The following is a 23,323-nucleotide window of genomic DNA, read 5'->3' on the forward strand; positions in this document are numbered from 1 at the left end:
GGGTAGGGTTACGGTTCGATCGGCCGGGTCATCGAAGTCGAAGGGATCCACGCGTCATGCCCACCGGGAACCTGACGGCCGACGCACTCGCCTCATGACGCTGATCCGGGCCGGCACCGTCGTCGTCGACGCCGAGGTCTACCGTCCGGGCTGGGTGCGCACCGAGCGGCGGCTCATCGCCGACTGCGGATCCGGCACGCCGACTGCGGAGCCCGACGTTGACCTCCCCGATTGTGTTGTGGTGCCTGGCTTTATCGACATGCACGTGCACGGGGGCGGCGGCGCGTCGTTCAGCGACGCACCGGCCGCCGCTGCACAATTCCACCGACGTCACGGCACGACCACCACCCTGGCCAGCCTGGTCACCGCCGCGCCCGCCGAGCTCATCACCTCCGTTCGGCTACTGGCCGACGCGACCAGGGAAGGCGTGGTGTCCGGGACCCATCTGGAGGGTCCGTGGCTGAGCGCGTCGCGCTGCGGCGCTCACGACCACACACAGCTTCGATTTCCCGACCCCGCCGAGATCGACGCGGTGCTCACCGCCGCCGGCGGCACCATCCGGATGGTCACCCTGGCACCGGAACTGCCCGGCAGCGACGACGCGATCCGACGCTTCCTTGACGCGGGAGTCGTTGTCGCCGTTGGCCATACAGACGCGACATATGAACAGACCCAGCATGCGTTGGCGCTGGGCGCCACCGTATGCACCCACCTGTTCAACGCGATGCCGCCGCTGAATCACCGTGAACCCGGACCGGTGCTCGCCTTGCTTCAGGACCCCAGGGTGACGATCGAACTCATCGCCGATGGCGTGCACGTCCGGCCCGAGATGGCAGCCGCGGTGCTGGGCTGGGCCGGCGCCGACCGCGTCGCCGTGATCACCGACGCCACCGCGGCGGCCGGCAGCGAGGAGGGTGAGTACCTGTTGGGGACGGTGCCGGTGGTGGTGGCCGGCGGAGTGGCCACGGTGCGCGGCACCGCCACGATCGCCGGCAGCCTGGCGACGATGGATCAGCTGTTCCGCGCCGTGGCCGGCACCGCGGGGCTGGCCGCCGCGGTCCAGACGACCTCGACCACCCCGGCCCGGGCGCTCGGACTCGACCGGGTAGGGGTCATCCGCGCCGGCTATCAGGCGAATCTCGTTGTCCTGGGCCAGGATCTGCGGGTGCGCCAGGTCATGGTGGAGGGCTCCTGGCTGGCCGATCGGTAGCCGGCTGTCACGTCTGGGCGGGCCGGCGCGTCATAGCTGTGTATCCCAAAGATTGGAGTCCCCATGACGCACCCGTTCCGCGCCGCCGTCGAGGCCGGTCAGTTCGCCACCATCGGCAGCATCTTCGCCGAAGACGGGGTATTGCACAGCCCCATCGCACACCGGCCGTACCGCGGCCGTGCCGTGATCGCGACGGTGGTCGGCACTGTCGCCACGGTGCTTGACGACTTCCACTTCGTCCGGGAACTCGACGGCGCGTTGATCTTCCAGGCGACCGTGGACGGACTGGAGATTCAGGGCTGCGACATCCTGCACACGGACGACGACGGGCTGGTGGACGAGATCACGGTGATGATGCGGCCGCTCAAAGCCGTCGCCGCGTTCGCCGCCAGGATGCGCGCCGAACTCAGCGACGGCGCCTGAACAGCCGCGAAAGCGTCAGCGCCCCAACGGCTCCCGCCGCCATCGCGGCCACCGTCTGACGCGGGCGCAGACCCTCTTCCACCAAGATTCGCGGACTGATGACCGCCGGCGGCGGCGGGTCGACGTGCCTATCCCGCGGGTCCTCGGGTGCCGCCGTGGCGGCCCACGCGGTGCTGAACAACAGCAGCGACCACGTCACGAACGCGAACACCATCAACCCCAACACCGGACCGAACGCCGCACCCGCCGGGCTGCGCACCACCGTCTGCAGGTAGATCGAACCCACCTGCTTGAACGCCTCGAATCCCAGCGCCGCCATCAGTCCGGCCCGGACCGAGGTGGCGAAATGCACCGACTCCCGGGGCAGCCTGGCGATCATCCAGGTGAACAGCAGCCACGTCACCAGCACCGAAACCAGTACGGACACACCCCGGAAGATCTCGTCGAACACCGAATAGTCGGGAATGTGAAGCCATCTCAGCACCGCCGCCATGGGCCTCCGCTGCCCCAGCGCGCTGAGCAGGACCGTCACCATGAGCACCAGAAAGGTGCCGACCATGGCGGTCAGGTCGGACAGTTTGGTGCGCACATAACCGTCGGGTTCCACGTGCTGTTCCCACATCTCGCTCAGCGCCTCGCGCAGGTGCCACATCCAGCCCAGACCCGCCCAGGCCGCTGTCGCCAGACCGATCAGGCCGACCGACGCGCGTGCGTCGATCGCCGAATTGATCAGGTCCACCAACTGCTGCCCCAACTCACCGGCCACCGCGGACCGGATGCGGCCGTCGATCGTGTTCAGCAGCTCCGGCCGGCCCGCCAGGATGTAGCCCGCTGCCGCGAAACCGACCATGAGCAAAGGGAATAACGCGAAGATAGTGTAGTACGTCAGGCCCGCCGCGAAGAACGTGCCCTTCTGCTTGGCGAAACGCTGGTACGCCCGCAGGATGTGGTCCAGCCAGGGGTGGCGGATGCGCAACCGCTGCAGGATTCCGGGCTTGTCAGCCGGTTCGGTCATGCCGCCCCCGACGCGGTCGCGGCCCATGCGGTGCTGTACAGCACCAACACCCAGGTGACGTAGGCGAACACCAGCAGACCCAGCACCGGCCCGAACGTCGCCCCGGCGACACTGCGCATCACCACCCTCAGGTACAGCGAGCCCACCCACTTGAACAACTCGAACCCGGCAGCCGCCATCAGGCCGGCCCGCATCGAGGTGGCCAAACCCACCGATTCCCGCGGCAATCGAACAATGACCCAGCTGAACACCAGCCACGACACAACGAAAGATATCACCACCGAAACGGTCCGGAAAATCCAGTGGAACACCGAAAGTTCAGGTATTCCAAGCATATTCAGCACTACTTTCATCGGCTCGGCGTGGGCCAGCGCAGCGAGCGTCATGGTGGACACCACCACCGCGAAGGTGCCAAGCACGGCGGCCAGGTCGGACACGATGGTGCGCGCGAAGCTCAGCGAGTCCGCCCGGTGGCCCCAGATCCTGCACAGCGCTTCCCGCAGCCGGTACATCCAGGTCTGGCCCATCCAGGCGGCGAAGAGCAGCCCGACCACACCCACGGAGGTGTGCGCCGAAATCGCCGAGTTCATCAGCGTGACCAGTTGCTGGCCCAGCTCGGGGGACACCCAGGAGCGGGTTCGCTCGTCGATCGCGTCCACCAACTCCGGACGCCGCGACAACGCAAAGCCGCCCACCGCGAAAGCGATCATCAGCAAAGGAAACAACGCGATCAGCGTGTAGTAGGTCAGACCCGCCGCGAAGAGGTTCCCGTTGCACTCCCGGAATCGGAGGAAGGCGCGAACAAGGTGGTCGAGCCAGTCATGCCGCGCCCGCAGCCGATCCACGAGGCCGGCCCCGGTCTGCTCTTCGACGGTCAACTCATTCCCTTTGCGGCAGGAAACCTAACCGATCGTAGACCCGTTGCAGGGTTTTGCTGGCGACATCGTTGGCGCGCTGCGCGCCGGCGGCGAGGATGGACTCCAGCTCGGCGGGATCGGACGTCAGTTCGGCCACCCGCGCCCTGATCGGGCTGATGTATTCGACGACGGCCTCGGCGGTGTCCTTCTTCAAATCGCCGTAGCCGCGACCGGCATACCCATCCACCAGCGTGTCGATCGCGATCCCGGTGACCGCCGACTGGATGCTCAGCAGGTTCGAGACGCCGGCCTTGGCCTGCGGGTCGTAGCGGATCTCGCGCTCGCTGTCGGTGACCGCCGAGCGAATCTTCTTGGCGGACTTGGCCGGATCGTCGAGCAGGCTGATCAGGCCGGCGTCGGTGGAGGCCGACTTGCTCATCTTCGACGTCGGGTCCTGCAGGTCGTAGATCTTGGCGGTGACCTTCGGGATCAGCACGTCGGGCACCACAAAGGTGTCCGGGAAGCGGCTGTTGAACCGCTGCGCGATGTCGCGCGCCAACTCCAGGTGCTGACGCTGGTCCTCGCCCACCGGCACCAGGTCGGTGTCGTAGGCCAGCACATCGGCCGCCTGCAGCACCGGGTAGGTGAACAGGCCGACGGTGGTGGAGTCGGCGCCCTGCTTGCTCGACTTGTCTTTGAACTGCGTCATCCGGGAGGCCTGGCCGAAGCCGGTGAAGCAGCCCAGCACCCACGCCAGCTGGCTGTGGGCGGGTACGTGGCTCTGCACGAAAATCGTGGCACTGTTCGGGTCGATGCCCAGCGCCAGGTATTGCGCGGCGGTGACCAGCGTGCGGCGCCGCAGCGCTTCGGGATCCTGCGGAATGGTGATCGCGTGCAGATCCACGACGCAGAAGAACGCCTCGTAACCGTCCTGCAGGCCCACCCACTGGGCCACCGCGCCCAGGGCGTTGCCGAGGTGAAGGGAGTCGGAGGTGGGCTGCACGCCGGAGAAGATCCGGCGGGTTCCGGTAGGGGTGCTCATGATGTCCCGATCTTTTCACGGGGCCCTGGGCCGCTCGGCGCCAGCCAGCGAGCGCCCGGGGGGCGGCTTGCGGTACCGCCGGTACCGCATTTACTGTCGAAATTATGCGACGTCTGCGTAGACCGTCATCGGCGGGCGCCACTCGGAAGCCGATCCATCTCGGACCCACCGACGGCTCGGCCGAGCCGGTGCTGCTGCTGCACCCGTTCCTGATGTCCCAGACGGTGTGGGAGGTCGTCGCCCAGCAACTCGCCGAAACCGGCCGCTACGAGGTGTTCGCACCCACGATGGCCAGCCACAACGGGGGTCCGCGCGCCGGCAACTGGTTCCTGTCGTCGCAGGTGCTCGCCGATCACGTCGAACGTCAGATGGACGAACTCGGCTGGGAAACCGCCCACATCGTCGGCAACTCGCTGGGCGGCTGGGTCGCGTTCGAGCTGGAGCGGCGCGGTCGCGCGCGCAGCGTCACCGGCATCGCCCCGGCCGGTGGCTGGACGCGCTGGAGCCTGGCCAAGTTCGAGGTGATCGCCAAGTTCATTCTGGGCATTCCGCTGCTGATCTTCGCCTGGCTGTTCGGGCCGAACGTGATGCGCGTGCCGTTCAGCCGTCAGCTGGCGACCTACGCCATCAGCGCGAAGCCCGAAGGCGTCAGCGAGCGCGAGCTCAGCGTCATCATCGACGACGTCGCGCACTGCCCGGCCTACTTCCAGCTGCTGCTCAAGGCACTGCTGATGCCCGGCCTGCAGGAACTGGCCGAGAACGCCGTCCCGGCGCATCTGGTGATCTGCACCAAGGACCGGATCGTCCCCTCCCCCAGGTTCAGCAAGCACTTCCGTCACCATCTGCCCGACGACCACCAGTTCACGGTGCTCGAGAATGTGGGGCACGTACCGATGTTCGAGGCTCCGGGACGCGTCACCGAAGTGATCCTCGATTTCCTCGAAGAAGTGTCGCCGCCCGTCCGCGCCATGGAACCGCCGGCGGGCTGACCCGCCACAACTGCCGATTTGGCAGGACACAGCAGCCATACGATAAGCTGCGAATCGGTCATGAGCGCCAGCGTCAAGCCCCGGCTTGCTGGCCGGCAACCCTCCAACCGCGGTGGGGTGCCCCGGGTGATGACCAGGTTGAGTAGCCGCAACGGCTACGCGGCAAGCGCGGGTCCGCCATTGATCGGGCCCCTGAGCTGACAGGGAAACGTGATGCGCATTCTCCCCGGTTATCCAGCTCTGTCCGCTGTGCCTTTCTTTGCCTAACCGCCATTTCAGAGCAGAAAGCGACCAGAGTGAGCCTCGACAACGACACCGACCCGACGTCGCAGTGGTCCTTCGAGACCAAGCAGATCCACGCGGGCCAGCGGCCGGACCCGACGACCAACGCGCGCGCCCTGCCGATCTACCAGACCACGTCGTACACCTTCGACAACGTCGCGCACGCGGCCGCTCTCTTCTCGCTCGCCGAACCGGGCAACATCTACACCCGGATCGGCAATCCGACCACCGATGTGGTCGAGCAGCGCATCGCCGCGCTCGAGGGCGGCGTGGCCGCGTTGTTCCTGTCCTCCGGGCAGGCCGCGGAGACCTTCGCCATCCTCAATGTCGCCGGCGCGGGCGATCACATCGTGTCCAGCCCGAGGCTGTACGGCGGCACGTACAACCTGTTCCACTACTCGCTGGCCAAGCTCGGCATCGAGGTCAGCTTCGTCGCCGACCCGGACGATCCCGATTCCTGGCAGGCCGAGGTACGGCCCAACACCAAGGCGTTCTTCGGCGAGACCATTTCCAACCCCAAGATCGACATCCTGGACACCCCCGCCGTCTCGGAGGTCGCCCACCGCAACGGGGTCCCGCTGATCGTCGACAACACGATCGCCACGCCCTACCTGATCCAGCCGCTCGCCCAGGGCGCCGACGTGGTGATCCACTCGGCCACCAAATATCTGGGCGGGCACGGCTCGGCGATCGCCGGGGTGATCGTCGACGGCGGCACCTTCGACTGGACCCAGGGCCGCTTCCCCGGCTTCACGACTCCCGACCCCAGCTACCACGGCGTGGTCTACGCCGAGCTGGGACCGCCCGCCTTTGCACTGAAGGCCCGGGTGCAGCTCTTGCGCGACCTCGGCTCCGCCGCGTCGCCGTTCAACGCATTCCTGGTGGCCCAGGGCCTGGAAACGCTGAGCCTGCGCATCGAGCGGCATGTCGCCAACGCCCAACGGGTCGCCGAGTTCCTGGCAGCCCGCGACGACGTGCTGTCGGTCAACTACGCGGGGCTGCCGAGTTCGCCCTGGCACGAGCGGGCCAAGAAGCTGGCGCCCAAGGGCACCGGCGCCGTCCTGGCCTTCGAGCTGGCCGGCGGCGCGGAGGCCGGCAAGGCGTTCGTGGACGCGCTGCAATTGCACAGCCACGTCGCCAACATCGGCGACGTGCGTTCGCTGGTGATCCACCCGGCATCGACCACCCACGCCCAGCTGAGCCCCTCCGAGCAACTGGCCACCGGCGTCACCCCCGGTCTGGTGCGCCTGGCGGTGGGCATCGAGGGCATCGACGACATCCTGGCCGACCTGGAGCGTGGCTTTGCTGCCGCCGGGGTATATAGCGCCTCGAAGACAAGCAGCGACCCGCAGACCGTGGCGGCCTTCTGAGGAGACCTGAAATGACGATCTCCGACGTGCCTACCCAGACGCTGCCCGCCGAAGGCGAGATCGGCGTCGTTGACATCGGCTCGCTGAGGCTGGAGAGCGGCGCGGTGATCGACGATGTCCACATCGCCGTGCAGCGCTGGGGCGAGCTGTCGCCGGCGCGGGACAACGTCGTCATGGTGTTGCACGCGCTCACCGGCGACTCGCACATCACCGGACCCGCCGGCCCGGGGCATCCGACCCCGGGTTGGTGGGACGGGGTGGCCGGCCCGGGTGCACCCATCGACACCGACCGTTGGTGCGCGGTGGCCACGAATGTGCTCGGCGGGTGCCGCGGCTCCACCGGCCCCAGTTCGCTGGCCCGCGACGGAAAGCCTTACGGCTCAAGGTTTCCCCAGATCACGGTGCGCGACCAGGTGGAGGCGGATCTGGCCGCGCTGGCCGCGTTGGGAATAACCCGGGTGGCCGCGGTCGTTGGCGGGTCCATGGGGGGTGCCCGGGCTCTGGAGTGGATGGTCGGTCACCCGGAACAGGTGCGAGCCGGGCTGCTGCTGGCGGTCGGGGCGCGCGCCACGGGCGATCAGCTCGGCACCCAGACCACCCAGATCGCCGCCATCAAGGCCGACCCGAACTGGCAGGGCGGCGACTACTACGAAACAGGTCGCTCCCCCGATGACGGGCTGCGCATCGCGCGGCGCATCGCGCACCTGACCTACCGCGGCGAGGTCGAACTCGACCGCCGGTTCGGCAACGACCCGCAGGACGGCGAAGACCCGACGGCCGGCGGCCGCTATGCGGTGCAGAGTTACCTGGAACACCAGGGCGACAAGCTGCTGTCGCGGTTCGACGCGGGCAGCTACGTGGCGCTGACCGAGGCACTCAACAGCCACGACGTCGGACGCGGACGTGGTGGCCTGCACGCTGCGCTGACCCGGTGCCCCGTCCCGGCGGTGGTCGGCGGCGTCACCTCCGACCGGCTCTACCCGCTGCGGCTGCAGGACGAGCTGGCCGAGCTGCTGCCCGGCTGCGCCGGGGTGCGGGTGGTCAAGTCGGTCTGCGGGCACGACGGCTTCCTGGTGGAATCCGACGCCGTCGGCGTGTTGCTCCGCGAGACCCTCGATCTGGCGCTCGCGCAAGGCGCGTGTTCGCGGTGACCCGCTCCAGGCGTGACCGCTCCCTGTCGTTCGGCTCGGCGGCGGCCGCCTACGAGCGGGGCCGCCCGACCTATCCCCCCGAGGCCATCGACTGGCTGCTGCCGGCAGGCGCGCGCCAGGTGCTCGACCTCGGTGCGGGTACCGGCAAGCTGACCACCCGGCTGGTCGAACGCGGGCTGGACGTGGTGGCGGTCGACCCGGTTCCCGAGATGCTGGAAGTGCTGACCGCTTCGCTGCCCAAAACCCGCGCGCTGCTGGGGACCGCCGAAGAGATCCCGCTGGACGACAACAGCGTGGACGCGGTACTGGTGGCTCAAGCCTGGCACTGGGTGGACCCGGCTCGCGCCATTCCCGAGGTGGCCCGGGTGCTGCGGCCGGGGGGACGGCTGGGCCTGGTGTGGAACACCCGGGACGAACGCCTGGGCTGGGTACGCGAACTGGGTGAAATCATCGGCCGCGACGACGATCCGCTGCGCGATCGCGCGACGCTGCCCGAACCGTTCTCCGAGGTCGAGCGCCACCAGGTGGAATGGACGAATTACCTGACGCCGCAAGCGCTTATCGACCTGGTGGCCTCGCGGACCTACTGCATCAACTCGCCGGCCGAAGTACGCACGCAGACCCTCGACAAGGTCCGCGGGCTGCTGGCGACGCATCCGGCGCTGGCGAACTCCGCCGGGCTGGCGCTGCCGTACGTCACGGTGTGCGTGCGGGCCACCCTTTCCTGACCGGCCGTCCTGAATCTCAGCGGTAGCCGCGCTTGAGCAGGTACCGGGCGCCGGCGTTCATCGCCTCCGGTCCCGCGACCTCGAAGTCGAACGCGTCGGCCAGCCGGTTGGTGATGCCGAAGACGAGGGCAACGGCGAGTGCGTCGGTGATCTGTTGCGCGGTAACGCCGTTGGCCAGCACCGCGCGCATGTCTGCCGAGTCGGGGGTGTCCGGCTTTGCCAGCATCCGCAGCGTGGCGCGCAGCGGTTCGCCGATGGGTGCGGTGTCCAGGTCGGCCAGGACGGCTGCCACCATGGCCGGGTCGCCATACCACTGGCTCGAGGTGGCGGAGTGCGCGGCGATACAGAACGGGCAGTCGTTGGCCTGGGACACCACGGCCGCCATCAACTCGCGTTCGCCGACGGACCATTCCGACGGTCCGCGCATCGCCTCGTGCGTCAGCGGGCCGGCGCCGTAGAAGTCGGTTCGGTACAGAGCCAGCTTCACGGCGTCGACGACGGGTTGCCGGGTCATCAACCGGATCACCGTGAACAGCGCCTTGGTCAGGACGGAGTGGCCGCGGTCCAGGACGGTCAGCCTCATCGGCCCGCTCCTGTCGCTGCTGCCAACGCGGCCAGCGCGCAGTCGTACCGGCGGCCGGCCTGGCCGACGGCCGCGCAGACCGCGACTTCGAAGATCTGGTCCTCGCTGAGGCCGGCGGCCCGGGCGGCGGCCACGTCGTCGTCACTCACCTGGTACGGGCGGTGGGCGATCTTGTGGACCAGTGTGGCTATCGGCTCGCTGAGGCGGGCGTTGTCGAACGCGGCCCGGCGCAGTTCGGCCGGTGCGTGCGCGTCGCTGTCGAGGATGCGGGCGACCAGCGCCCGGTGCAGTGCGGTGATGTCGGTCATGTCGTTCCTCCCCTCTCCACAGTGTCGACGAACGGCGGAGCCCCGACGTGACAACACCCCCTATTGCGGAACCGGCAGATCGGGACACAGCGTCAGGTACCCGACCTTGGGTGATATCCACTGTTGCCAGTCTTCGTGGCTGACGTTCGAGGTGAGTTTGGAGCAGAGCAGACCGACGGTCGCGTCAAGCGGGGTGGGCGAGAGTCGCACGGTGGTGTCCGCGCTGCCGGAAGCCAGGCTGCGCCCGTCCGGACTGAACGCCACACTGAGGACGGTGTCGGTGTGACTCATCAGGGGTTGGCCCAGCGGGTGTGCGTGGGTCAGATCTTCCAGGTCCCACAGCTGCACATCGTGGTCGGCGGCCGCGGACGCCAGCGTGTGGCCATCCGGACTGAACGCCACCTGATACACGTAGCCCGTGTGGCCGTGCAGAGGACGGCCCAGCGATTTCGGGTGCGCCAGGTCGGTCACGCTCCACAGCAACACGGTGTCATCGCCACTGCCGGCCGCGAGCGTGCGCCCGTCGGGGCTGAACGCCACGCTGTACACGGTGCTCATGTAAGGCCGAAACGGCTGGCTGAGCGGCGCCGCATGGTTTCGGTCGGCGACGTTCCACAGCCGGATGGTGGCGTCGTCGCCGCCGGAGGCCAGGGTGCGGCCGTCGGGGCTGAACGCAACACTGCGCACCGGCGCACTGTGAGCGGTGAGCGGACCACCCAGCGCAACCGGATGCGCCACGTCCGCCAGATCCCACAACCGGACGGTGCCGTCGTCGCCGCCCGAGGCCAGGGTGCGGCCGTCGCGGCTGAACGCGACACTGCGCACCGGCGCACTGTGGCCGGTGAGCGGACCACCCGACGCAACCGGATGCGCCACGTCCGCCGCATTCCACAGCCGGACGGCGCCGTCGTCGCCGCCGGAGGCCAGCGCGCGCCCGTCGGGACTGAAGGCCACACTCTCGACGGCGCCGATGTGACCTCGTAGTGGCTGGCCCAGCGCTCGCGCGTGCACCGGGTCCGCGAGATCCCACAACCGGATGGTGGCGTCGTCGTTGCCCGAAGCCAGGGTGTGCCCGTCGGGGCTGAACACCACACTGTGCACCGCACCGGCATGGGTCTGGAGCGGCAGCGCCGTGTCGAGGTTCCACAGCTGGATGTTGCCGTCCTGGCTCCCGGAGGCCAGCGTGCGCCCGTCCGGGCTGAACGCGATGCTGGGCACGTTTCCACTGTGACCCGCAAGGGGTCCACCCAACGGACCGGCGTGCGCCGAGTCTGTCACGTCCCACAACCGCACGGTGTCGTCGTCGCTGCCGGAGGCCAGGACGCGCCCGTCAGGACTGAAGGCAAGACTCTGGACGATGCCGGTGTGTCCGAGCAGGCGCTCGCCGAATTGCCTCGGGTGTGCCGGGTCGGCGAGGTCCCACAGCTGGATGTCGCCGTCACCGCTGCCGGAGGCGAGGGTGCGCCCGTCGGGACTGAAAGCCAGATCCTGCACGAAACGGGTGTTGCCCGACAGGGGTTCGCCCAGCGGGGTGGGATGGGCCGGATCGGCGACATCCCACATCCGCACCCGGCCGTCGCCGCCGCCGGAGGCCAGCACCCGCCCGCCGGGACTGAACGCCACACTGGCGACACCACCGCCCTGAACCTGCAACGGCCCACCCAGCGGACCCGCACGCCCCGGATCGGCGACGTCCCACAACCGCACCGTGCCGTCACCACCACCGCAAGCCAGCACCCGCCCATCGGGACTGAACGCCACACTGGCGACACCACCGCCCTGAACCTGCAACGGCCCACCCAGCGGACCCGCACGCCCCGGATCGGCGACGTCCCACAACCGCACCGTGCCGTCACCACCACCGGCAGCCAGCACCCGCCCATCGGGGCTGAACGCCACGCTGGCTACGGCGTCGCCCTGGCCCTGCAGCGGCCGGCCCAGTGCGCGTGGGTGCGCCGGGTCGCCGACATCCCACAACCGCACGGTGCCGTCGCCGCCACCGGAGGCCAGCGTGTGCCCGACGGGGTTCATCGCCACCGTGCCGACCGGTGCGGGGGTGGTGATGATGATGCGGGTGTTGTTCAGCACGCTGGCGGCGGTGTAGAGCGCGCCACGGCCGGCGGCAGGATCCGAACGCAGCCGCTGCGCCGCCAGAGTGGCGGTCAGCGCCCGGATGTTGCTGTCCGTAATGGTTCCGGAGAACACCGCGGCGGCCTGGGAGTCGAGTTCCGCGGCCAGTGCGTTGCGTGCTTCGCGGGTGGCCTGCCGGAACATGACCACCGCGACCACGGCGCCGACGACGGCGATGACGGCGATGACGGACGTGCCGGCGAGAACCGCGCGCAGGATCCGGCCCCGCTGTCGTAGTGCCGCGGCGCTGTCCTGGGCCTGTTCGCGGGCCTGGGTTTCGGCGGCGGCGAGTTTTCGGGCGGCGTCGAGTTCGGCCTGCTGGCGCTGCATTTCGAGCTCAGCCTGGTCGTTCTCGCGCTGCCGCGAGGCGCTCAGATAGTCGCGGACGTTGTCCAGACGGTCGCGGAATCCCGGTTTCGCCGCCAGGTTTTCCGCCGCGGTCAGCCGGGGGCCGTGCAGCAGCCAGGCGTCCTCACGGTGCTTCTTGTGCCATTCAGCGGCACCGCGTTCCAGCGCGTCGGCGGCCTTGAGATCCTCGCCCTCCTCGGCGAGCCAGCCCGCGAGTTCTTCCCACTGGCGCAGCAGGCTTTCCAGGGCGACCTCGACGACCACCACGCCGTCGCGCAGGTCCTTCATCAGCAACCGCCGCGCGATCAAACGCTCCAGCAGCGGGTGACTGTCGGCCGGCAGGTCGTCCCAGCGGGCCAGGCGCCGCATCGGCTGGTCGTTGTCGGGATTGATGGTGGCCAGCCAGGGAATGAACGCCGCCCGCAATCGGTGCAGCTGCTCGGCTCGCTCACCGGGTTCCGACGACAGCAATTCGCGGATCTCGGCCTGGACGACGCCGTCGATACCGCCCCGCTCGGCATACGGCTTGAGGGTGAGCCGGCCCGTCGACCCGTAGTCGCGGTACAACCAGGCCAGGGTCAGCGACAGCAGCGGAAGGGTGTCGGCGCCGGCGGTGGCATCTGCCAGCAGCTGGCGCACCAGGTCCTCGTCCAGGTACAGGGGCCGCCCACCGTCGGTCGATCGCTGCGCCGGCCCGGTGATCACGCTGTGGAACTGGGTGGCGTCCATCGGACGCAGATCGAACTGCCTGGTCTGCAGCCCGGCGAGTTGTGGCGCGGCCTGCATCAACCCGTAACAGTCGGTGCGCACGGTCGCCACCACGATGAACGGCAGCCGGTCCGCGCCGAGCGCGAGGTCCCGTATCAGTGCCAGGAACCCGGCCGCCTCGGCATCGGTGGTGAAGAGCTCCTCGGCCTGATCCAGCGGCAGCACGATGGTGGGCGGCGCGCCGTCGCCGGCCGTGTCGAGCACGTCCCGGCATTCCACCAGCCAGGTCCGCAGCTGCGCTGCGTCGCCGCGGCTGCATGCGTCCTTGATGTCCCCCAGCGGCGGATCGTTGAGGCCGCTTCGCCGCCGGGTGGCACAGATCGCCTGCGCCAGCCCGCACGCCCCGGTGAGCGCCCTGAGCTCGGGCCGGACGATATCCAGGACGAGGTAGCTGCGCGCCTCCCTCTGCAGCCGGGGCACTATGCCCGCGCGCAGGAAACACGACTTGCCTGCTCCCGATGCGCCGAGCACCACGAACAGCGTCTCGTCACTCTCGCGCATCGCGTGCAGGGCATCCATGGCCCGCACCAGCTCCGCGTCGCGGCCGAAGAACACCCCCGCGTCGATTGGCTGGAAGGGTTCCCACCCGCGGTAGGGCGGCCGGTCCGGCTCCGAGGCCGGCGGCCATGGGAAGGACGCCGCGCCGATACCCGACGAGGTCGCCGATCCGGGCGGCGCGGCGCCGCCTGTGCGCAGTGCCTCCGCGGGGGTCAGCGGACCCGTGCGGCCGGGGTCCGCGGGTTCGCCGGCCTGCCCGCGCACCGGAGTCGCCAGCGCGGCCGCAGCCGCCGCCGCCAGCTCGCCCGCGCTCGAGTAGCGCTCGCCGGGCTGCTTCGCCATGCCGCGGGCGACGACGTCGTCGAAGCCGACCGGGATAGTGGACCGGCGCTCGGTCGGCAGCGGCGGCGGCGTGGTGAGGTGCGCCGTCATCTGTTGTGCCACCAGGTCACCCTCGAACGGCCGTTCCCCGGTGAGGCATTCATAGAGCACACACGCCAGCGCGTAGACGTCGGTGCGGGCATCGGCGACGTCGGTCATCAACCGTTCGGGGGCCATGTATGCCCAGGTGCCGACGGTGCGGCCGGCGGTGGTCAGTTTGGAGGCCGAGCTGTCGTAGGCGACACCGAAGTCGATCAGGTAGACGAAGTCGTGGTCGGTCAGCAGGGCGTTGGATGGTTTGACGTCCCGGTGCACCAGCCCGTGCGCATGAGCCGAATCCAGGGCGGCAGCGATCTGTTCGATGATCCGCACGGCCCGGGCCGGCGCCATCGGCCCGTCGCGCTTGAGGGCGGTATCGACGTCGACGCCGTTGATGATCGGCATCACCAGATACAGGCGGCCGTCGATTTCACCGGTGTCGTGAATCGGGATGATGTGTGGTTCGGTCAACCGCGCGCAGGTCAGGGCCTCGCGGCTGAACCTCTCACGAAAGCCCGCCTCGCGGCCGCGGTCGGCGGGCAGGATCTTGATCGCGACGTCGCGTCCCATGACGGTGTCGCGGGCCTTGTAGACCTCGCCCATACCGCCCTGGCCGATCAGCTCGACCAGCCGGTACCGACCGAACTCGCCCGCTTCCAACCCACGCGCTCCTCTGCCACTGCTCCCGACACCCGATCACGCGGTGATACGCACATTGAACCGGGCCGATGTTTGTCGATGGGGGGATTTGGCAGGACCGGTTTACAGGGACAGCCCCGAATACATCACCCCGGTGGGGTCGTATTGCTGCCGTACGGACGCCAGCCGCGCCAGATTCGACCCGAAGTACCGTGCCGCCGGGGTGTTCGGTTCCAGATAGTTCACGTAGCCACCGGCCGAAACCTGTTGCACCGTCGTGTGCGCGGTGGCCACCCAGGTGCTGGCCGTCGAGGTCTGGCCGCTGCCGTTCTCGACGTACCACTGCGCGACGGCGGCATGGCGCCGCCACGGGAAGGCGGACCCGTCGGGGTCCACGTCGCCGACCGCGCCGCTCAACGTGTCGACGATCACCGACGCCCGCCCCCCGGCCGGCGGCCACTTCCCGAGGGCAGCCACAATCGCTTGCGCCGCAGCCGAATTCATGGTGCCGATGACGTCAGACCCGGCGACGAAACCGCGCGGCGAGCTCGAGGCGCTGCCGCCGGCGAGATACATCACCAAGTCCATGTGCGTCATCGTCTTGTGCTCGGTCGCGGTCGGCTGGGCGCCCACCGCCGACTGGATCGCCGAGGCGACCGCCTGACCCGAGCCGGCCGGGCAGGTCGCCAGCACGTGGCAGCTTCCCTCGGTCCCGTTGACCGACAGGTCGACCAACCCCCAGGTGTTGCGGTCGGCGGCAGCGAGCCAGGTCTGCCACCCGGTCAGCACCTGCGCGCCGGCCGCGGGAGCGAAATCCACCCGCACCACGTCGGAGTCGGCGACCGGGAACGTGGAGAACGACATCGACGTCGTCACGCCGAAGTTGCCGCCGCCACCACCGCGCAGGGCCCAGAACAGGTCGGGGTGATCCTCGGCCGACGCGGTGACCGTCTCACCGCTGGGCAACACCACCGAAGCCGAACGCAGCGCGTCGCAGGTCAACCCGGCGTGCCGGGAGTCGGCCCCCATACCGCCGCCCAGCGTCAGGCCCGCGGCGCCCACGGTGGGGCAGCTGCCGGTGGGAATCGCCCGGCCGGCCGACGCCAGCGCCTGGTGCACCGCGTACAGGGTCGTCGCGGCCGGCACCGTGACCGTGCCGTTGGCGCTGTCGACGTTCACCCCGCCGGTCAGGCCGCGCAGGTCCAGGACCATGGCGCCGGTGGCGGTCGATGCGCCCGTGTAGGAGTGCCCGCCGCCGCGGGGGGCCACTTTGAGTTTGTTGGCAGTGGCGAACGCCAGCGCCTTCGCCACGTCGGATGGCGAGGTGACCACCACGATCGCCGCCGGCGCAGCGGCGTTGTAGTTCGAGTTGAAGACCTGTTTGCCGGTGGTGAAGGCGGCGCCGTCGGCGGGCAGCAGCACCTTGCCCCCGATCGAGGAGGCCAGGCTGCTCCAGGCGCCGGTCGGTTCCGCCCACGCCTGGGGCCGCGATACTCCGAACAGAGCCGAACCCGCCAGCGCCCCGGCGGCGCCGCGCAGAAAAGCCTGACGAGAAATCATGAGCCGCATTGTTAATCGGCGCGGCATCGAACGCGGCCCGCCGCCGACGTGTCGGCGCACAGCGTGACGTTATTGTGTCCGTTGCGGCGGCAAAACGCCGGTCCTGCCAAACCTTTACGCCATCGTGTCCTGAATGAGACTGTGAGAGACGAAGGTTCGAGAGGTCGCTTGAGTGCCAGTGAGGGTGCTCTCCAACAATCCTGAGGGAGCCCACCATGCAGCCATGGCGTCACCAACCCCTGACCGTTCGATTACTGGCGGGATCGGCAGCCCTGCTGGCCGCAGGCGCGGTGTTCGCCGCCCCGGCCGAGGCCAGCCCCGTCGACGACGCGTTCATCACCGCGCTGAGCAACGCCGGCATCAACTACGGCGACCCCCTGAACGCCGAGAACCTGGGCAAGTCGGTCTGTCCGATCCTGGCCCAGCCCGGTGGGTCGTTCAACACGGCCGCTTCCCGCGTTTTCGCCAGCCAGAGCGGGATGTCGCCGGAAATGGCCGGGATGTTCACCACCATCGCGATTCAGATGTACTGCCCGTCGGTGATGGCCGACGTCGCCAGCGGCAAGATGCCGGGTGCGCTGCAGCAGATCCCGGGCGTCGGAAGCATTCCGGGCCTGGCCAATATCCCGGGGATGCCCGGGAATTAACCCCGATGGCGGCGACCCGCAGCGCCCGGCTGCGCCGCGCTTGCGATCGCCGCTAACCAGTCCCCAGCGGGTCGATCGTCCACGCGACGTAGACCATCGCCGCACCCACCGACGCGGTGGTGAGGAAGTCGGTTCCCCGGCTGCGCACCACCAGCAGACCGGCCCGCTCGTCGGGAAGGGCCAGTCGCAGCGCGGCGGCCACCCCGACACCGATGCCGATCAGCAGCGAGCCGCGGCGCCAGAAGTTGGCGCCCGCCAGCACGAACGCCACCAGGAAAATCAGCCCGACGAGCAGGATCGGCCACTGGGCGCGCACCGCACGCCCCAGAATGGCCCGGACCGTCATCGGAACGTCACCGCCGTTCGGCCAGCTCGACGACGTTGGTCAGCAGGAACGCACGGGTCAGCGGACCGACGCCGCCGGGGTTGGGTGAGATGTGGCCGGCGACGTCCCAGACGTCGGGATGCACGTCTCCGGTGAGCTTGCCGTCCACCCGGCTGACACCGACGTCGACGACGGCAGCGCCCGGGCGGACCATGTCCGCGGTCAGCATGTGCGGCACCCCGACCCCGGCAACGATGATGTCGGCCTGCCTGGTCAGCGCGGGCAGATCGCGAGTTCCGGTGTGACACAAAGTGACTGTGGCGTTCTCCGAACGCCGGGTGAGTAGCAGCCCCAACGGGCGGCCCACCGTCACACCGCGCCCGATGACCACCACGTGCGCCCCGGCGATCGGCACGTCGTAGCGCCGCAGCAGGTGCACGATGCCGCGCGGGGTGCACGGCAGCGGCGCCGGCATGTTGAGCACCAGCCGGCCCAGGTTGGTGGGGTGCAGGCCGTCGGCGTCCTTGTCGGGGTCGACCCGCTCGAGCGCCGCGTTCTCGTCCAGGTGCTTGGGCAGCGGCAGCTGCACGATGTACCCGGTGCACTCGGGGTTGGCGTTGAGTTCGTCGATGGTCTCGTTCAGCGTTTCGGCCGAGATGTCGGCGGGCAGGTCGCGCCGCAGCGAGGTGATGCCCACCTTCGCGCAGTCGGCGTGCTTGCCGCGGACGTAGGCCTGCGAGCCCGGATCGTCTCCGACCAGAATGGTGCCGAGCCCGGGCGTGCGGCCCGCGGCCGTCAAGGCGGCCACTCGCTTGGTCAGGTCGACGAAGATCTCGTCGCGGGTGGCCTTGCCGTCCAGCGTGATTGCGCCCACGCCAGACAGTCTGACATGCCCGCTGCGCGGCCTCGCCGCACCCAACGTGGCCGGTGTTGCGATCACGATTAGGCTGCCTATATGTCTGCAGCCCCAGACGTCTTGAGCCCCGCCAAACTCGGTCCGCTGACCCTTCGAAACCGGACCATCAAGTCCGCGACATTCGAAGCCCGCACGCCGAATGCGCTGGTGACCGACGATCTCATCGAGTACCACCGCAAACCCGCCGCCGGTGGCGTCGGCATGACCACCGTCGCCTACTGCGCCGTCTCGCAGGGCGGCCGCACCGAAGGCAACGGCATCTGGATGCGGCCCGAGGCGGTACCGGGCTTCCGGCGCCTCACCGACGCCATCCACGCCGAAGGCGCGGCCGTCAGCGCCCAGATCGGCCACGCCGGCCCGGTCGCCAACGCCCGCAGTAACGGGGCCACCGCGCTGGCGCCGGTGCGGTTCTTCAACCCCATCGGCATGCGGTTCGCCAAGAAGGCCAGCGCGGACGACATCGACGACGTACTGGCCGATCACGCCAAGGCGGCCCGGTTCGCGGTCGAGGCCGGCTTCGATGCCGTCGAAATCCATCTGGGCCACAACTACCTGGCGAGTGCCTTCCTGTCGCCGCTGATCAACCGCCGCACCGACGAGTTCGGCGGGTCGCTGGCCAATCGCGCCAAGGTGGCCCGCGGGCTGGTGATGGCCGTGCGCCGCGCCGTCGACCAGGGCCCGCGGCAGATCGCGGTCACCGCCAAGCTGAACATGTCCGACGGCGTGCGTGGCGGCATCTCCCACGAGGAGTCACTGACCACGGCCAGATGGCTGGAGGAGGACGGCGGGCTGGACGCGATCGAGCTGACCGCGGGCAGTTCACTGGTCAACCCGATGTACCTGTTCCGCGGCGACGCGCCGCTCAAGGAGTTCGCCGGCGCCTTCAAGCCGCCGCTGCGCTGGGGCATGCGGATGACGGGCACCAAGTTCCTGCGCGAATACCCCTACAAAGAGGCGTATCTGCTGGACGAGGCCAAGCTGTTCCGCGCCGAGTTGAAGCTGCCGTTGATCCTGCTCGGCGGCATCACCAACCGCGAGACAATGGACCTGGCGATGGCCGAGGGCTTCGACTTTGTCGCGATGGGCCGGGCGCTGCTGGCCGAACCGGACCTGATCAACCGAATCGCCCGCGACGGCGCGAGCGTCCGGTCGGCCTGTACACACTGCAACCGGTGCATGCCCACCATCTACAGCCGCACCCGCTGCGTGGTCACCGGAGAGCCGGACACGCGCTAGGCCTGACCGCCCTTCCCGCCCGTCCCGCCGGCGCCGCCGACGCCGCCGACAAAATCGTTGGGGGGCGCGGGTTGCCCGGCACCGGCGGGGCCGGGCCCGGAGCCGAGGTATGTGTCGCCTCCGACGATCGACGCGCCGCCTTTGCCGCCGGCACCCCCGCCGCCGCCGGAACCGCCGCCGCCTTCGGCGCTGAGTTGACCGACACCGCCGTTGCCGCCCTTGCCGCCGTTACCGCCGTCGCCGCCCGGGCCGCCGTAGCCGGTGCCGCCGCCGCCGGCGTTGCCGCCTATCCCGCCATTGCCAGGTGCCGCAACAGCACCGATATTGCCGCCGTTGCCGCTGTCCCCGCCGTTCCCACCCTTGCCACCGGCGCCGTGCAGGCCGGTGCCGCCGACCCCGCCGGTGCCGCCCCGGGCGCCGTTGGCGTTATCGCCGGGGCCACCGTCGCCACCGCGGCCGCCGGTACCGCCGTCGCCGCCGTTGGCGCCCGTGCCGCCGTTACCACCGTTTCCGCCCTGAGCCGCAAAGGGATTGATGTAGCCGATGGTTCCGTCGCCGCCGCGGCCGCCGGCACCCCCGGCGCCGCCGTTACCGCCGTCTCCCTGGACACCGTCCGCGCCGGTTGCGCCCTGAGTCGAACCGGAACCGCCCAGACCAGCGAGACCCGCTTTGCCGCCCGCGCCGCCGTCGCCGCCGCGGCCCCCTTCGCCGGCATGCTGGTCGATGCCGGACTTCGCCATCCCGCCGCTGCCGCCGGTCCCGCCGGTGCCGCCCGTCCCGCCGGTTCCGGCGGTGCCGCCGGTGCCGCCGGCGCCCACCGTGCCGAACTTGCCGCCGTTGAGCGGGTTGGCAGCGCCCCTGGCGCCGCCCTGTCCGCCTTGGCCGCCCTGCCCGCCCTGTCCACCTGTCCCGCCTGCGTTGGCGTCGGTGCCGTCCACCCCGAGACCACCGTTGATGCCGTTCAAACCCGTGCCGCCCTTACCGCCGGTACCGCCGGTACCGCCGACACCGCCGATACCGCCGTCACCGCCCTGCAGGCCGTGGTCACCGGCCGCGCCCCCGGCGCCGCCCTTGCCGCCGATGCCGCCGGTACCGCCGATGCCGCCGGTGCCGCCCGGGGTGGGGTTATCGATGCCGGTCTGACCGATGCCCCCTTTGCCGCCGTTGCCGCCGTCGCCGCCGCTGCCGTATTCCCCACCTTTGCCGCCGGCTCCGCCGGTACCGCCGGCACTGCCCTGGGTGAGGGCGTCGGCGCCGTTGCCGCCATGGCCTCCGTGGCCGTTGTTGCCCTGGGTGAGGCCGTCCTGGCCATTGATCACCGGGGTGGAGCCGGTGCCGCCGATGCCACCCTTCCCGCCGGCGCCGGCGTTGCCGCCGTTACCGCCCGCTCCGCCGGTACCGGTGCCGCCGGCGGCGAAGGTGCCGTCCGCGCCGTTGCCGCCGTCACCGGCCAGACCACCCGTCCCGCCGTTGCCACCGGCACCGCCGGCGCCCTGAATACCGTTGCCGCTCTTGCCGGTACCGGCCGCGCCGCCCTGACCGCCATGTCCGCCGGCGCCGCCCGCCCCGCCGTTGCCGCCCGTGCCGCCTGCCTCACCCGCCGTGGTGGCATCCGCGCCGCCGGTGCCGTCCGAGCCGTTCCCGCCGGAGCCGCCCCTGCCGCCGGCACCGCCGTTACCGCCTTTGCCGGCGATGGTGCCGCCGTTGCCGCCCGCGCCACCGGCGCCGCCGGCCCCGCCGGGGTCGCCGTTCGCCCCGCTCTGGCCAACGCCGCTGACCGGAGCGCCGAACATACCCGCCGCGCCGTTGCCGCCGGCACCCCCGTTGCCGCCGTTGCCGTAGGCGCCACCGTTGCCGCCGGCCCCGCCGGCGGCACCAGAAAGTCCGGCGATCGGAGCGTGGGCGCCGGCCCCGCCGTTACCACCGTTGCCGCCGCTGGTCGGCCCGAATCCGGCCTTGCCGTTAGCGGCGAAGGCGGTGCCACCGCTGCTGCCACCGAGACCGCCGCTGCCGGCTGCGCCCGGTGTTCCACCGTTGCCGCCCTTCCCGCCGACACCGCCGTTCACGTTGAACACGCCGTCGCGGCCGTTACCGCCGTTCCCGGCGACTCCTCCGTTACCTCCGTCGCCACCCGCTCCCCCGGCGCCGTGGCTGCCCGCCGTGCCTGCCGGCGCGCTCCCGCCGACCCCGCCGGCGCCACCGTTGCCACCGGCGCCGCCTTTGCCGCCGCTGGCGCCGTTCTGACCGTCCGCGCCCGGGCTCAGGCCGTCAAAACCGCTCAGCCCGTTGCCGCCGTTGGAGCCGTGGCCGCCCATTCCGCCCGCGCCGCCAGCACCGCCGTTGCCGGCCTTGGCTCCGCCGTTGCCACCTGCTCCACCGGCTCCGCCGTTGCCGCCGTTGCCGCCGTCATCGGGGTAGGTGCCGGAGAAGGCAGGCCTGCCGAACATGCCGTTGCCGCCGCTGCCGCCGGCGCCTCCGCTGCCGTACAACCCGCCATGACCGCCGGCCCCACCGTTGCCGCCGGAACCACCGTCGACGACGGCATCCGTGCCGTTGCCCCCATTGCCGCCGTTGCCGCCGCTGGTCACAGTGCCGCCGGTCTGACCCGCCGCACCCCGGGTGCCGTTGCCGCCGGCGCCGCCTGCCCCTCCGACGCCACCGGCGCCGGGGTTGCCGCCGTTTCCGCCGGCGCCTCCATTACCACCGCCGGCCACACCCGTGGCGCCGTGGCCGCCGTTGCCGGCGGCACCGCCGCTACCGCCGTCACCGCCGGCCGCGCCCAAACCGTGGCCGCCGTCTGGGATGTAGAGGTTGTTGAGCCATCCGCCCACTCCACCGGCACCGCCGGTACCACCCCTGCCGCCGGCACCGCCGTTGCCACCGGCCTGCCCGTTATCGCCCGCACTGACGGCGCTCTGGCCAGCACCGCCGATCCCGCCGGCCCCACCGTGACCCCCGAGACCGCCGGAACCGCCGGAACCGATGAATTGCCCGCCCTTGCCGCCCACACCGCCGGCCCCGCCCGCACCGCCGGACCCACCGTCGAGACCAGCGGCCCCGGCTATGCCGGCGCTACCGAGGCCGCCGGCCCCACCGTCACCGCCGTTGCCGTATACCGTCCCGCCGCTGCCGCCGTTGCCGCCGAGGCCGCCGAGACTGCCCGGGGCACCGCCGTCGCCGCCGGCGCCGCCGGCCCCGCCGTGCCCGAACAGTTGGGCGTTGCCGCCGAGTCCCCCTGTCCCGCCGCTGCGCCCGGCGCCTCCCACCCCACCGTTGCCGAACAACCATCCGCCGCTTCCCCCGTTGCCGCCGCTACCCCCGATGCCGCCGGGGTTCACCGCGGCTCCGCCGGCGCCGCCCGGCCCGCCCGCGCCGATCAATCCGGCAGCCCCGCCGGCGCCGCCCGGCTGACCTGCCGCGCCGGAACCCCCGGCGCCTCCATTGCCGTACAGAATCCCGCCGGCACCGCCGGCCTGACCGGTGCCCGCGGCCCCGTCCGCACCGTTGCCGATCAACGGGCGCCCCAGCAGTGCCTGCGTGGGCGCGTTGATCACCGCCAGTGCCTGCTCCAACGGGGACGCGTTGACCGCTTCGGCACCGGCGTACGCCGCGCCGGCAGCGGTCAACGACTGCGCGAACCGGTCATGGAACAACGCCGCCTGCGCGCTGGCGACCTGATATTGCTGGCCGTAGGTGCCGAACAGCGCCGCAACCGCCGCGGACACCTCGTCCGCTCCCGCAGCCACCATCTGGACCGTGGGGGCCAGTGCCGCCGCGTTGGCGGCGCTGACCGCCGCACCGATTCCGGTCACCTGGGCCGCGGCGGAAGCCACCAGATCCGGAGCCGCGAGCACGAAAGACATCGAGATACCTCCTTT

The 23,323-nt window shown here is 70.5% G+C and carries 18 protein-coding genes and 1 riboswitch; of the genes, 8 read left to right on the forward strand and 10 right to left on the reverse strand.

What is annotated here, in order from left to right; all coding sequences use genetic code 11:
• Positions 1 to 94: 94 nt before the first annotated feature.
• Together nagA and QXK92_RS13350 are read left to right on the forward strand one after the other, a co-directional pair.
• Positions 95 to 1,210 carry an N-acetylglucosamine-6-phosphate deacetylase gene (gene nagA / locus QXK92_RS13345; protein ID WP_306242078.1) on the forward strand — a complete coding sequence of 372 codons (1,116 nt, stop codon included), beginning with the start codon at positions 95 to 97 and terminating at the stop codon, positions 1,208 to 1,210.
• 63 nt (positions 1,211 to 1,273) lie between these two features.
• A complete protein-coding gene (locus tag QXK92_RS13350; RefSeq protein ID WP_306242079.1) occupies positions 1,274 to 1,633 on the forward strand; it encodes a nuclear transport factor 2 family protein in 360 nt (119 codons plus the stop codon).
• On the opposite strand, the gene yhjD (QXK92_RS13355) is transcribed toward QXK92_RS13350, so the two are convergent.
• From yhjD (QXK92_RS13355) to trpS, 3 genes are read right to left on the reverse strand one after another with little or no spacing between them, the layout of a single operon-like run.
• On the reverse strand, positions 1,617 to 2,648 hold the full coding sequence (gene yhjD / locus QXK92_RS13355) for an inner membrane protein YhjD (protein WP_306242080.1): 1,032 nt from the start codon (positions 2,646 to 2,648) through the stop codon (positions 1,617 to 1,619). The two genes, QXK92_RS13350 and yhjD (QXK92_RS13355), sit on opposite strands and share 17 nt — an antisense overlap.
• Positions 2,645 to 3,526 carry an inner membrane protein YhjD gene (gene yhjD / locus QXK92_RS13360; RefSeq protein ID WP_306242081.1) on the reverse strand — a complete coding sequence of 294 codons (882 nt, stop codon included), beginning with the start codon at positions 3,524 to 3,526 and terminating at the stop codon, positions 2,645 to 2,647. Before yhjD (QXK92_RS13360) ends, yhjD (QXK92_RS13355) begins: the two co-directional genes overlap by 4 nt.
• Position 3,527: 1 nt before the next feature.
• Positions 3,528 to 4,547 (reverse strand): tryptophan--tRNA ligase, encoded by a 1,020-nt coding sequence (trpS, locus tag QXK92_RS13365; protein ID WP_306242082.1) that lies wholly within the window; start codon positions 4,545 to 4,547, stop codon positions 3,528 to 3,530.
• Between the two features lie 191 nt (positions 4,548 to 4,738).
• Between trpS and QXK92_RS13370 the strand changes: the two genes are divergently transcribed.
• From QXK92_RS13370 to QXK92_RS13385, 4 genes are all read left to right on the forward strand, one after another.
• Entirely contained in the window at positions 4,739 to 5,536 is a 798-nt protein-coding gene (locus QXK92_RS13370) for an alpha/beta fold hydrolase (protein WP_306244403.1), read from the forward strand.
• A 56-nt stretch (positions 5,537 to 5,592) separates the two neighbouring features.
• Positions 5,593 to 5,711: riboswitch (SAM riboswitch) on the forward strand.
• Between the two features lie 121 nt (positions 5,712 to 5,832).
• Complete coding sequence (locus QXK92_RS13375) at positions 5,833 to 7,188, forward strand: bifunctional o-acetylhomoserine/o-acetylserine sulfhydrylase (RefSeq protein WP_306242083.1); 1,356 nt, start codon at positions 5,833 to 5,835, stop codon at positions 7,186 to 7,188.
• A gap of 11 nt (positions 7,189 to 7,199) precedes the next feature.
• The gene (locus QXK92_RS13380; protein ID WP_306242084.1) at positions 7,200 to 8,339 is read left to right on the forward strand and encodes a homoserine O-acetyltransferase; all 1,140 of its coding nucleotides are present in this window, start codon (positions 7,200 to 7,202) and stop codon (positions 8,337 to 8,339) included.
• On the forward strand, positions 8,336 to 9,067 hold the full coding sequence (locus QXK92_RS13385; protein WP_306242085.1) for a class I SAM-dependent methyltransferase: 732 nt from the start codon (positions 8,336 to 8,338) through the stop codon (positions 9,065 to 9,067). The genes QXK92_RS13380 and QXK92_RS13385 overlap by 4 nt, the downstream gene beginning before the upstream one ends.
• Before the next feature lie 16 nt (positions 9,068 to 9,083).
• Here QXK92_RS13385 and QXK92_RS13390 read toward each other — a convergent pair whose 3' ends face one another.
• The 4 genes from QXK92_RS13390 to QXK92_RS13405 form a co-directional block, all read right to left on the reverse strand.
• Positions 9,084 to 9,650: a carboxymuconolactone decarboxylase family protein gene (locus tag QXK92_RS13390; protein WP_306242086.1), complete on the reverse strand. Its 567-nt coding sequence runs from the start codon at positions 9,648 to 9,650 to the stop codon at positions 9,084 to 9,086.
• A complete protein-coding gene (locus QXK92_RS13395; protein WP_306242087.1) occupies positions 9,647 to 9,958 on the reverse strand; it encodes a hypothetical protein in 312 nt (103 codons plus the stop codon). The genes QXK92_RS13390 and QXK92_RS13395 overlap by 4 nt, the downstream gene beginning before the upstream one ends.
• Positions 9,959 to 10,018: 60 nt before the next feature.
• Complete coding sequence (locus QXK92_RS13400) at positions 10,019 to 14,782, reverse strand: serine/threonine-protein kinase (RefSeq protein ID WP_306242088.1); 4,764 nt, start codon at positions 14,780 to 14,782, stop codon at positions 10,019 to 10,021.
• A 102-nt stretch (positions 14,783 to 14,884) separates the two neighbouring features.
• Positions 14,885 to 16,330: an FAD-binding oxidoreductase gene (locus QXK92_RS13405; RefSeq protein WP_306242089.1), complete on the reverse strand. Its 1,446-nt coding sequence runs from the start codon at positions 16,328 to 16,330 to the stop codon at positions 14,885 to 14,887.
• Between the two features lie 206 nt (positions 16,331 to 16,536).
• Here QXK92_RS13405 and QXK92_RS13410 point away from each other — a divergent pair, with 206 nt between their 5' ends.
• Entirely contained in the window at positions 16,537 to 16,968 is a 432-nt protein-coding gene (locus QXK92_RS13410) for a DUF732 domain-containing protein (RefSeq protein ID WP_306242090.1), read from the forward strand.
• A 52-nt stretch (positions 16,969 to 17,020) separates the two neighbouring features.
• Here the strand turns inward: QXK92_RS13410 and QXK92_RS13415 are convergent, their stop codons facing one another.
• Together QXK92_RS13415 and QXK92_RS13420 are read right to left on the reverse strand one after the other, a co-directional pair.
• Positions 17,021 to 17,314: a DUF3017 domain-containing protein gene (locus QXK92_RS13415; protein WP_306242091.1), complete on the reverse strand. Its 294-nt coding sequence runs from the start codon at positions 17,312 to 17,314 to the stop codon at positions 17,021 to 17,023.
• A 7-nt stretch (positions 17,315 to 17,321) separates the two neighbouring features.
• Complete coding sequence (locus QXK92_RS13420) at positions 17,322 to 18,167, reverse strand: bifunctional methylenetetrahydrofolate dehydrogenase/methenyltetrahydrofolate cyclohydrolase (RefSeq protein WP_306242092.1); 846 nt, start codon at positions 18,165 to 18,167, stop codon at positions 17,322 to 17,324.
• Positions 18,168 to 18,248: 81 nt separating this feature from the next.
• On the opposite strand from QXK92_RS13420, the gene QXK92_RS13425 reads away from it, so the two are divergent.
• Positions 18,249 to 19,445 carry an NADH:flavin oxidoreductase gene (locus tag QXK92_RS13425; RefSeq protein WP_306242093.1) on the forward strand — a complete coding sequence of 399 codons (1,197 nt, stop codon included), beginning with the start codon at positions 18,249 to 18,251 and terminating at the stop codon, positions 19,443 to 19,445.
• Here the strand turns inward: QXK92_RS13425 and QXK92_RS13430 are convergent.
• Positions 19,442 to 23,308, reverse strand: coding sequence for a PE family protein (locus tag QXK92_RS13430; RefSeq protein ID WP_306242094.1), 3,867 nt, complete (start codon positions 23,306 to 23,308; stop codon positions 19,442 to 19,444). The genes QXK92_RS13425 and QXK92_RS13430 overlap by 4 nt on opposite strands.
• Between the last annotated feature and the right edge of the window lie 15 nt (positions 23,309 to 23,323).

The sequence above is a fragment of the Mycobacterium sp. TY815 genome (assembly GCF_030755135.1).
Lineage (GTDB): Bacteria > Actinomycetota > Actinomycetes > Mycobacteriales > Mycobacteriaceae > Mycobacterium.